The sequence below is a fragment of the Tenacibaculum sp. XPcli2-G genome (assembly GCF_024124505.1).
GTDB lineage: Bacteria > Bacteroidota > Bacteroidia > Flavobacteriales > Flavobacteriaceae > Polaribacter > Polaribacter mesophilus.
In genome coordinates, this window is record NZ_JAMXSH010000003.1 from 561,562 (window position 1) to 572,911 (window position 11,350).

9 protein-coding genes are annotated in these 11,350 nt (G+C 30.7%); 5 read left to right on the top strand and 4 right to left on the bottom strand.

The genetic code is table 11. The features are described from left to right. The first annotated feature begins 52 nt into the window (after positions 1-52). Complete coding sequence (locus tag NH341_RS10360) at positions 53-967, top strand: FecR family protein (RefSeq protein ID WP_239179484.1); 915 nt, start codon at positions 53-55, stop codon at positions 965-967. A gap of 42 nt (positions 968-1,009) precedes the next feature. Further along, positions 1,010-3,340, top strand: a complete 2,331-nt coding sequence (locus NH341_RS10365; protein ID WP_253056764.1) for a TonB-dependent siderophore receptor — start codon at positions 1,010-1,012, stop codon at positions 3,338-3,340. Positions 3,341-3,381: 41 nt separating this feature from the next. Here NH341_RS10365 and NH341_RS10370 read toward each other — a convergent pair whose 3' ends face one another. Then, positions 3,382-4,557: a GlmU family protein gene (locus tag NH341_RS10370; protein ID WP_047788999.1), complete on the bottom strand. Its 1,176-nt coding sequence runs from the start codon at positions 4,555-4,557 to the stop codon at positions 3,382-3,384. Between the two features lie 104 nt (positions 4,558-4,661). On the opposite strand from NH341_RS10370, the gene NH341_RS10375 reads away from it, so the two are divergent. Then, entirely contained in the window at positions 4,662-5,048 is a 387-nt protein-coding gene (locus tag NH341_RS10375; RefSeq protein WP_159615984.1) for a 6-phosphogluconate dehydrogenase, read from the top strand. Further along, positions 5,038-5,589, top strand: coding sequence for an acyl-CoA thioesterase (locus NH341_RS10380; protein WP_159615986.1), 552 nt, complete (start codon positions 5,038-5,040; stop codon positions 5,587-5,589). The genes NH341_RS10375 and NH341_RS10380 overlap by 11 nt, the downstream gene beginning before the upstream one ends. A 22-nt stretch (positions 5,590-5,611) precedes the next feature. Here the strand turns inward: NH341_RS10380 and NH341_RS10385 are convergent, their stop codons facing one another. The 3 genes from NH341_RS10385 to rpmH all read right to left on the bottom strand — a co-directional run bounded on the left by NH341_RS10385 (position 5,612) and on the right by rpmH (position 9,395). Then, positions 5,612-6,133 carry a flavodoxin gene (locus NH341_RS10385; protein ID WP_253056766.1) on the bottom strand — a complete coding sequence of 174 codons (522 nt, stop codon included), beginning with the start codon at positions 6,131-6,133 and terminating at the stop codon, positions 5,612-5,614. 144 nt (positions 6,134-6,277) lie between these two features. Next, positions 6,278-9,130, bottom strand: coding sequence for a carbamoyl-phosphate synthase large subunit (carB, locus tag NH341_RS10390; protein ID WP_159615996.1), 2,853 nt, complete (start codon positions 9,128-9,130; stop codon positions 6,278-6,280). Positions 9,131-9,233: 103 nt separating this feature from the next. Then, entirely contained in the window at positions 9,234-9,395 is a 162-nt protein-coding gene (rpmH, locus tag NH341_RS10395) for a 50S ribosomal protein L34 (protein WP_028891113.1), read from the bottom strand. 229 nt (positions 9,396-9,624) lie between these two features. Between rpmH and NH341_RS10400 the strand changes: the two genes are divergently transcribed. Then, complete coding sequence (locus tag NH341_RS10400) at positions 9,625-11,244, top strand: CTP synthase (protein ID WP_047789004.1); 1,620 nt, start codon at positions 9,625-9,627, stop codon at positions 11,242-11,244. The last annotated feature ends 106 nt before the right edge of the window (positions 11,245-11,350 follow it).

Sequence of the window (11,350 nt, forward strand, 5' to 3'; positions counted from 1 at the left end):
GTAATTAATCTTTTACTTGTTTTTAATACAAATAGCACGAATAGATTAGAAAATGAATATAAATTATAAAGAAGAAACCTTTTTAGCAAGATGGATAGCCAATGAGCTAACAGCGGAAGAATTAAAAGAGTTTCAAAAAACAGATGTTTATCATCAATTTAAAGCTATTGATGATGCTTCTCAAAATTTAAAAACACCTTTTTATGATAAGGAAGAGGCTTTTAATAAACTCAAAACAGACATCAAACAATCTAAAGCTAATAAAAAAGTAGTGCAATTAGTTCCTAAATGGATGTATGGGGCGGTTGCTTCTGTTATATTATTAATTAGCTTCTTGTACTTTAATAATAATACTGTTGATTTTTCTACAAAATACGGAGAGCAATTAACTATTACATTACCTGATAATTCTATAGCATATTTATCACCTAAGTCTGAAATTAGCTATGATAAACAAAATTGGAATAATAAAAGAGAGCTTTTTTTGACAGGAAAAGCTTATTTTGAAGTCGAAAAAGGAAAGTCTTTTACTGTAAAATCTAATGAAGGTAATGTAACTGTACTAGGAACAAAGTTTACAGTAAATACATCAAAAAATTATTTTGAAATTGAATGTTACGAAGGTAAAGTTAAAGTTACGTCAAAAAGTAAAGAAGAAATTATACTAACTAAAGGGAAAGCTTATAGAAATTATAATAACTCTGGTGAAAATTGGGAATTTGTAGGCTCTGTTCCCTCTTGGATAGAAGGAGAAAGCTCTTTTAATAATACTCCTTTACATCAAGTTATAAAAGCTTTAGAAAATCAATTTAAGTTAAAGTTCGATACTTCTAACGTTGACACTTCTAAACGTTTTACAGGTACTTTTACACATAAAAATGTTGATGTAGCGTTACAAACTGTTTTTGCTCCTATGAAAATTTCTTATAAATTAGCAGAAAATAGTTCAGTTATATTGACGTATTAATAAATGAAGATAAAATTAAGTATACTTTTTTTATGCTTAACTATGTCTATTTTTTCTCAGGAAAAGGTAGACATTTCTTTTATTGATGCTCCTTTATTAAACGTTTTAAAAGAAACAGAAGCTCTTTTTAAAGTAAAATTTTCTTTTAGTACAGAAGTCATTAATGATAAAAATATTTCTTTTAAAAAAAAGAAATGTGAACTTGTTTATCTTATCAATGAAATTCAACGTCAAACATCATTAATTTTTAATAAAATTAATGAGCGGTATTATTATATAACAATAAATTCAACATTTAAATCAAATGAATATAATCTTTTAAAAGAAGTTCTTGTAACTAATTATATTACTTCTGGTATTAATAAAAAAAGAAATGGAACTATATCTATTATTCCAAAACAATTAGGTGTTTTACCTGGTTTAACTGAACCAGATATACTAGAAAGTTTAAAAATTATTCCTGGTGTTCAAAGTCCTAATGAAACAGCTGCAGGAATATATATAAGGGGTGGAACTCCCAATCAAAACTTAGTTTTATGGGACGGTATAAAAATGTACTATTCTGGTCATTTCTTTGGAATGATTTCAGCATTTAACCCTTATACTACGAAAGAGATTAATCTTTCTAAAAGCGGTACAGGAGCTAGGTATGGTAATAGAGTATCTGGTGTAATAGATATTAAAACTACAAATAAAATACCGTACAAAATAACTGGAAGTTTCGGATTGAACATGACGCATGCTGATGCACTTCTTACTATTCCTTTTTCAAAAAAAACTGCTTTTTCTATTTCTGCAAGAAGGTCTTTTTCTGATGTTTTAAAAACTTTCACCTTTGATAAATTGTCTATGCGTGTTTTTCAAACATTTGATGATAATCAAGAAAGTCAAATAATAGATAAAAACATTAAATTTAGTAGAGATAATAAATTTAATTTTTCAGATTATACCACAAAATTTATATACACCCCTAGTAAAGACGAATCTTTAAACATTAGTTTCTTATACACAAATAATCAAATGCTTAACAATTTTGTAATTCCTAGGTATAAAGACAAATATAATGATGAGTTAGATATCCATAATACAGGTGTAAGTGTAAATTGGAATAAACAATCTTCGGAAAAAAAGACTCATAATATAAAAAGTTATTTTTCTAACTTTAAATTAAAATATAAAGGAAACTATAACTATATAGATGATTATTTAATTTTATTATCAACTAAAAATAATTCTTTAACTGATTTTGGGCTTTCCTACAATATGAATTATTCTTTTAACGATAAAACAGATTTATTTTGGGGTTATGATTTTACATCTACGAAAGCTGCTTACGAATTAAAATATCTCATAGACTTAGAAGGAAATAGGAACTCTTCGATACAAAAAGATAAAGTTACAAACAATACACATTCAATTTTTACGGAATATATATATGATAACAATAACTGGAATATAAATTCTGGCATACGATTGAATTACTTTTCAAAAATCGATAAATTTGTTTTTGAACCTAGATTATATTTGGAGAAAAAACTTACATCAAGCTTAAGTTTTAAAGCTTCTTTTGAACAAAAACACCAAACATTGAGTCAAATTATAGAGTTTCAAACTTCCAGATTAGGTTTTGATTTAGAAAATCAGATATGGGCTCAAGTAAATGATGATAATATTCCTCTACAAAAAAGCTTACAGGTTTCAGCGGGAATACTTTTTAATAAAAATAATTGGAAAATTGATATTGAACCTTACTATAAAAAAGTTAGTGGTATGACGTCTCAAACAAGTGGTTATAACGACCAAACCAATGACTTTTCTAATGGTAAAGGTAAAATACATGGTATTGATTTACTTATAAATAAAAAATTTAATAATTATAGAACTTGGGTTAATTATTCATATACAAAAAATAAATTTAAATTTTTAGACTTAGAAAATAAGTTTTTTCCTGCAAATCATGATATAACTAATTATCTTTCTTGGTCTCATGCTTACAAATTAAACAGCTATGAGTTCTCTCTTGGATGGATATTTAGAACAGGAAATCCCTATACTGCCGTTAAAAGATTTTATACAGATGATGAAGGAATTCCTCGTATTATTATAGATTCAGACAATATAAATGGGCTTCGACTTCCTAATTATACTAGATTGGATGCATCTATGACGTATTCTTTTAATTTTTCTAAAAACTGGAAAGGTAAATTGGGCTTCTCTTTACTTAATCTTTTTAATAACAAAAATATTTTAAGTAGAACTTATAATGCTATTCCAATTAGAAATTCTGATAATGAAATTGAATATAAGTTAAAAGAGGTTAACAAAATATCTCTAGGAATTACACCTAACTTTGTTTTTAGAGTTAATTTTTAATAAAAAAAGACTTTACATTTTGTAAAGTCCTTCCTTTTGGTTTAATAATTTCTGTATTGTTTTGTTTCTTCAAAAACGTGTTCTAGAATTTGTTTTTCTCTCTCATCAAACTCAATACCTCGTCTTTTCATTACCACATCTGCAACTTCAAAGACTTTATTTGTTTTGTATTCAGTAAAACCTGATGCTCCTCCCCAACTAAATGAAGGAACAAAATTTCTTGGAAATCCACTTCCAAAAATATTCGCAGAAACACCAACAACTGTTCCTGTATTAAACATTGTGTTAATTCCACATTTTGAATGATCTCCCATCATCAAACCACAGAATTGTAATCCAGTTTTAGCGAAACGTCCTGTTTCATAATTCCACAACTTAACTTCTGCATAATTATTTTTAAGGTTAGAATTATTACTATCAGCTCCAATATTACACCATTCTCCTAATACTGAGTTTCCTAAAAATCCATCGTGTCCTTTATTTGAATACCCAAATAGTACTGAATTGTTCACCTCTCCTCCTACTTTACAATAAGGTCCTAAAGTAGTAGCTCCATAAATTTTAGCTCCCAATTTTAATACTGAGTTTTCACACATAGCTAAAGCACCTCGTACAACTACACCTTCCATTATTTCAGCTTTTTTACCAATATAAATTGGTCCAGTTGAAGCGTTTAACGTTGCAAAAGTTAGTTTAGCTCCTTTCTCAACAAAAATATCGTTTCTATTAACACAATTAACAGTTTCTGGAATTGGTTCCGATTTTCTACCTTCAGTTATTAAATCAAAGTCAGCTCTAATTGCTTTGTCATTTAACGAAAAAATATCCCAAGTATTTTTTATTTGAATTATATCATCTTCAAACTCTATATGTTCATAAGAAGAAAAATCTACTTCTTCCTGAGTATCTGTCGTATAAAAAGCAATAACATCTTCACCTTTAAAAATAGCTTGATTGTTTTGTAGGTTTTTAACCATTTCAACCAAAGGTTTAGTTGGCAAGAAAGAGGCATTTAATAATACATTTTCTTCCATTTCAACCATAGGATATTTTTCCTCTAAATACTCCTCTGTTACGGTAGTTGTTGTTAAGCCTAAATATTTTTCCCACTTTTCTCTAATAGTTAAAATACCTACTCTAATATCAGCTACTGGTCGTGTATATGTAAATGGTAGTAGAGCTGTACGTACATCACCATCAAATAAAATATAGTTCATATTAATCATTTTTTGAAGCAACACAAACTTACCACTTTCAATTCATTTTACAAGTCAAAATATAAACCTTACTTTTGTTATTATACATTCTTCAATATCTTACTATGAAAAAAATTTTAGGATTAATTTTAATTGGTATTGCTCTTATAGCAGCACTATACTATGCTTTTATTTATTTTGTTCCTTATAGTGAAGGGGTTCGCTCTGGTGAACTTATTAAAATTAGCTACAAAGGTGTGGTAGTAAAAACATGGGAGGGTGAAATTAGCCAAGGTATTTCTGGAGCGCAAATTTTTGCCTTTTCTGTAGAGGACAATCAAAAGGAAGTCATAAAAAAACTTCAAGAATATCAAGGTCGTTATGTAAAAGTTACTTACAAAGAACGTTTTGGAACTTTCTTTTGGTTAGGTGACACAAAGTATTTTATAACCCATGTTGAAGAAGAACAATCTCCTCACTTTAGAGGAATAAAAAAAGATAATGATCAATAATATTTACAGAAACATAGAAGATACTCGCATTACTATTTCTGAATTAATGCTTCCTTCTCACGCCAATTTTAGTGGCAAAATTCACGGTGGATATATTTTAAAGCTAATGGATCAGATTGCTTTTGCATGCGCCTCTAAACATTCAGGTACCTATTGCGTAACAGCATCTGTAGATACCGTTAACTTTATAAACCCTATTGAAGTAGGCGAATTAGTTACCATGAAAGCGTCTATTAACTATGTAGGTAAAACTTCGATGGTAGTTGGTATACGCGTAGAAGCACAAAATATACAAACTGGAAAGACCAAACATTGTAATTCTTCTTATTTTACAATGGTAGCAAAAAAAGACAATGGTGATAATGCTGAAGTACCAGGAATTATTATTAATGATGACAATGAAATGCGTCGATTTTTAGAAGCCATCCATAGAATTAAAATGAAAAAAAATAGACAAGAAAAATTTGATAATAATAATTTTACTGCTCAAAACTACATTGAAGAATTAAAAAATTATAATGTTAAGATTGATTTAAAATAAAATTTAAACACAAAAAGAAAGCTTACAAGTCAAACTCTTTTTCTATTTGATTAAGCCAATTCGCTAATCTATCTGGTGTTTTTTCAGGTTCATTATCCTCGTCAAGAGCTAAACCATAAAAACAGTCTTTATCTTCTTCTATTTGAGCTTTTGACTCTTCAAAATCATACTCCTTGCACGACCATTTTCCAATAAGTTCGCCTCCATTTTTAACCACATTTTTAGCTAAAATTCCTACACCATCAATAAAATATTCACCATAACCATATTGATCTCCTAATCCAAAAATAGCCACTTTCTTTCCTGTAAAATCAATAGTTTGAAACTCATTTTCATAATAGGTCTCCCAATCGCTTTGTAAATCGCCATCGTACCAAGTTGATAAACCTAAAATAAATTTATCAAACCGATTATAATCTTCCTTCTTCATGTTAGAAACTTCAATAACTTCTATTTCAGATGCCTGCCAATCATCAACTATTGAACTTACAATTTCTTCAGTCATTCCTGTATCAGAACCATAAATTAATCCTATTCTGTTCATTTTATTTAGATTTGTTTTAAATAACAAATATACAGTAAGAAATTATACTTAGAAAGTAAATAAGTTTAATATTGTCCTATATAAAATATAAAAATCCGAAGCATATTTACTTCGGATTTTCTATATTATTATTCTAAAATGCTTTTATTTACTTAAATACATTTTACGTCTTGCATATAAATCGTAAAAGGCATCATCTCTAAGCGAATCTATAAATAAAATACTTTCTCCTGTTGATTTCATCTCAGGTCCTAAGTTCTTATTTACATTTGGGAACTTGTTAAAAGAGAATACTGGTTGTTTAATTGCAAAACCTTCTAACTGAGGATTGAATTCAAAATCAGTTACTTTCTTCTCTCCTAACATTACCTTTGTAGCATAGTTTACATAAGGTTCTTTATAAGCTTTTGCTATAAATGGAACTGTACGAGAAGCACGTGGATTTGCTTCAATAATATATACTTTATCATCTTTAATCGCAAACTGAATGTTAATCAACCCAACAGTATCAAGTGCTAAAGCAATTGTTTTAGTGTACTCTCTAATTTGCTCTAATACTAATTCCCCTAAGTTGAACGCTGGTAAAGTTGCATTTGAATCTCCTGAGTGAATTCCACAAGGCTCAATATGCTCCATAATTCCTATGATATATACATTTTCACCATCACAAATCGCATCTGCTTCTGCTTCAATTGCTCCTTCTAAGTAATGATCTAATAATAATTTGTTATTAGGAATTTTTCGTAATAAATCTACTACATGCTCTAATAACTCTTCTTTATTAATCACTATCTTCATTCCTTGCCCTCCAAGTACATATGATGGACGTACTAAAATTGGAAAGTCTAACTCGTCAGCTAAAGCTAAAGCTTCATCTGCATTTTCTGCAACTCCAAATTCTGGATAAGGAATGTTATTTTCTTTTAATAAAGTTGAAAAACTTCCTCTATCTTCAGCTAAATCTAATGCTTTATAGCTTGTTCCTAAAATTGGAATCCCGTAACGCTCTAGTTTCTCTGCTAACTTTAAAGCTGTTTGTCCACCTAATTGAACAATAACTCCTTCTGGCTTTTCATGCTTGATTATATCGTAGATATGTTCCCAAAAAACTGGCTCAAAGTATAATTTATCTGCCGTATCAAAATCAGTAGAAACAGTTTCAGGATTACAGTTAATCATTATGGTTTCGTAACCACATTCTTTTGCAGCATAAACCCCATGAACACAACAGTAATCAAACTCGATTCCCTGACCTATTCTGTTTGGTCCAGAACCTAATACTATTACTTTTTTCTTATCGGACACCACACTTTCATTTGACACAGAAACTTCACCTTTAGCAGTTTCAATTTCACTTTCAAATGTTGAATAATAGTAAGGAGTTTGTGCTTTAAACTCTGCAGCACAAGTATCTACCAACTTGTATACACGCTTTATTTTTAATTCTTCACGCTTTTTATACACTTCACTTTCTAAACATCCTAACATGTGAGCGATTTGACGATCTCCATATCCTTTTTGTTTAGCTTCTAGTAAAAGCTCTCTGTCAAGGGTATCAATAGTATAGGTAGAAATTTCTTTTTCTAACATATACAACTCTTCATATTGACGTAAATACCACATATCAATCTTAGTGATTTCATGGATTTTACTCAGCGGCATTCCTATTTGAATAGCGTCATAGATAGCAAATACACGATCCCAAGAAGCATATTTTAACTTGTCTTTAATTTGGTTATAATCTGTATAACTTTTACCATCAGCTCCAATTCCGTTACGTTTAATTTCTAACGATTGCGTTGCTTTGTGTAATGCTTCTTGGAACGAACGTCCGATCCCCATTACTTCACCAACCGCTTTCATTTGTAAACCTAAAGTTCTATCAGAACCTTCAAACTTATCAAAGTTCCAACGAGGTATTTTTACAATTACATAGTCTAATGTTGGTTCAAATAAAGCTGAAGTAGACTTAGTAATTTGGTTATCTAACTCATCTAATGTATAACCTGTTGCTAATTTAGCAGCAATCTTTGCAATTGGGTATCCAGTTGCTTTTGATGCTAATGCTGATGAACGAGATACACGTGGATTAATCTCAATTGCAATAATATCTTCTTTCTCATCTGGTGAAACCGCAAACTGAACGTTACATCCTCCTGCAAACTCACCAATAGAGCGCATCATTTTAATTGCCATGTCACGCATTTTTTGGAACGTTTTGTCCGATAACGTCATGGCTGGAGCTACTGTAATAGAATCTCCTGTGTGGATTCCCATTGGATCCATGTTTTCAATAGAACAGATAATTACAACATTATCATTATCATCACGTAATAATTCTAACTCGTATTCTTTCCATCCCATCATTGCTTTATCAATCATTACTTCGTGAATCGGAGAAATTTCTAATCCTCTAGATAATGATTCTTCAAACTCTTTCTCATCATATACGATAGATGCTCCCGCTCCTCCTAGAGTAAACGACGCTCTAATACATAATGGAAATCCGAATTCTTGTGCTATTTCTTTTCCTTTTAAGAATGATGTTGCAGTAGCTTGAGGAGCCATAGGCACACCTATTTCTTCCATTAATAAGCGAAACTTATCTCTATCCTCTGTAATATTAATAGCGTCAATATCTACTCCTATAATTTCAACATCAAAATCTTCCCAAATTCCTTTTTCATCAGCTTCAATACAAAGGTTTAGTGCTGTTTGCCCTCCCATTGTTGGTAGAACAGCATCAATTTGTGGGTGTTCTTTTAAAATTTGAACAATAGACTTTGTGTTAAGTGGCAACAAGTATACATGGTCAGCCATCGAAGGATCTGTCATAATTGTTGCAGGGTTAGAATTAATTAAGATGGTTTCAATTCCATCTTCTCTCAAAGATCTTAACGCTTGAGATCCTGAATAATCAAATTCACATGCTTGACCAATAACAATTGGTCCTGATCCAATAATTAAAATCGATTTAAGGTCTTGTCTTTTAGGCATTTTAGTCTGTGTTGTGTTGTGTTGTAAAAATAAAAATTGTTTGGTTATAAAAAAAGGCGATACTTAATAGTAACGCCTTTAAAATATTAACAATAGTTAATCATTATTTCTTTGGTCTAGATTCAGATGAAACAGACAACTTTTTTCTTCCTTTTGCTCTTCTTCTAGCTAATACTTTACGTCCATTAGCAGAAGCCATTCTTTCGCGGAAACCGTGTTTGTTTCTTCTTTTTCTTTTCGATGGTTGGTACGTTCTTTTACTCATTACAGTATATCTTAAATATCTTCTTTAAAAATGTTTTGCTTTTGTGAAATTCCGTCTGCTAAAAGCGTGGGCAAATATACAACAGTTTTTCAGTCTGACAAACCCTTATTTTATTTTTTTTCAAAAAAAGTTTGTTTGACAAACATACATAATTTTTCTGCACGTTTTTTATCTTTTTTATTTGTTCTAATTGCCAGACTTCTTACTTTTGCGCAAACCTAACAGTACCATGAACAACACAAAATACGTTTTTGTAACCGGAGGCGTAACTTCATCACTAGGGAAAGGAATTATTGCCGCTTCTCTAGCCAAATTATTACAAGAAAGAGGATACTCTGTAACCATTCAGAAGTTAGATCCATATATTAATATAGATCCAGGAACATTAAACCCATACGAACATGGAGAATGTTATGTAACTGATGATGGAGCTGAAACCGACTTAGATTTAGGACACTACGAACGTTACTTAAACATTCCTACTTCACAAGCTAACAATGTAACTACAGGTAGAATATATCAATCTGTAATAGACAAAGAGCGTAAGGGAGAGTTTTTAGGAAAAACCGTTCAGGTTATTCCTCATATTACTGATGAAATTAAAAGCAGAGTTCAAATTTTAGGAAATACTGGCGATTATGATATTGTTATAACTGAAATTGGAGGAACGGTTGGTGATATTGAATCTTTACCATATATAGAAGCTGTTCGTCAATTACAATGGGATTTAGGAGAAGATAATGCAATTGTTATACACCTAACCCTAGTACCTTACTTAGCAGCCGCTGGTGAATTAAAAACAAAACCTACACAACATTCTGTAAAAACATTAATGCAAAGTGGTGTGAGTCCTGACATATTAGTATGCCGTTCGGAACACGAAATTTCTGATGATATTAAACGCAAATTAGCATTATTTTGTAATGTTAAAAAACAAAATGTAATACAGTCATTAGATGCTGAAACTATCTACGATGTTCCTAACCTTATGTTTAAAGAAGGGTTAGATTATGTTGTTTTAGATAAATTAAACCTATCTACACGTAAACAGCCTAACTTAAAAACTTGGAATAAGTTTTTAGAGCGTCATAAAAACCCTACCTCTAGTATTGAAATTGGTTTGGTTGGAAAATATGTTGAATTACACGATTCGTATAAATCAATTACAGAAGCGTTTATTCATGCAGGAGCTGCAACTACTAATAAAACAAAGGTTAACGTTCGTTGGATTCATTCTGAAGAGTTAACACCTGAAAACGCTGCTAAACAACTAGAAGGTTTAAACGGTGTACTAGTTGCTCCTGGATTTGGTGATAGAGGAATTGAAGGTAAAATAGCAGCAGTACAATATGTACGTGAAAACAATATACCTTTCTTAGGGATTTGTTTAGGTATGCAAATGGCTGTTATTGAGTTTGCTCGTAACGTGTTAAATTTAAAAGACGCTAACTCCACAGAAATGAATCCTGATGTAGCACACCCAGTAATTAATTTAATGGAAGAGCAAAAAGATGTTACTGAAAAAGGTGGTACTATGCGTTTAGGAGCTTGGGACTGTCAATTAACACAAGATTCTAAGGTTTTTCAAGCTTACAAAGAAGAATTAATTAGTGAGCGCCATCGTCATAGATACGAATACAATAACGACTACAAAGAACGATTAGAAAATGCTGGTATGAAAACAGCAGGTGTTAACCCTAAAACAGGGTTAGTAGAAATTGTTGAGATTGACTCTCACCCTTGGTTTGTTGGAGTTCAATATCACCCAGAATACAAGAGTACGGTGTTGAATCCGCATCCATTGTTTGTTAGCTTTATTAAAGCGGCTTTAAAACAATCAAAGAAATAAATTTTAAAATCCTGTAATTAAGTTTACAGGATTTTTTATTGTTTATAAAAATTGGAATACTGTTTGAACTACCATTACTAACAAAATTATTCACCGTAAAACCTCA

What these genes read in the sequence shown, in the direction of transcription:
- rpmH (WP_028891113.1), bottom strand. Translation starts at nt 9,395, where the DNA reads ATGAGTAAAAGAACGTACCAACCATCGAAAAGAAAAAGAAGAAACAAA.
- NH341_RS10360 (WP_239179484.1), top strand. Translation starts at nt 53, where the DNA reads ATGAATATAAATTATAAAGAAGAAACCTTTTTAGCAAGATGGATAGCC.
- NH341_RS10375 (WP_159615984.1), top strand. Translation starts at nt 4,662, where the DNA reads ATGAAAAAAATTTTAGGATTAATTTTAATTGGTATTGCTCTTATAGCA.
- NH341_RS10370 (WP_047788999.1), bottom strand. Translation starts at nt 4,557, where the DNA reads ATGAACTATATTTTATTTGATGGTGATGTACGTACAGCTCTACTACCA.
- NH341_RS10400 (WP_047789004.1), top strand. Translation starts at nt 9,625, where the DNA reads ATGAACAACACAAAATACGTTTTTGTAACCGGAGGCGTAACTTCATCA.
- NH341_RS10385 (WP_253056766.1), bottom strand. Translation starts at nt 6,133, where the DNA reads ATGAACAGAATAGGATTAATTTATGGTTCTGATACAGGAATGACTGAA.
- NH341_RS10365 (WP_253056764.1), top strand. Translation starts at nt 1,010, where the DNA reads ATGTCTATTTTTTCTCAGGAAAAGGTAGACATTTCTTTTATTGATGCT.
- carB (WP_159615996.1), bottom strand. Translation starts at nt 9,130, where the DNA reads ATGCCTAAAAGACAAGACCTTAAATCGATTTTAATTATTGGATCAGGA.
- NH341_RS10380 (WP_159615986.1), top strand. Translation starts at nt 5,038, where the DNA reads ATGATCAATAATATTTACAGAAACATAGAAGATACTCGCATTACTATT.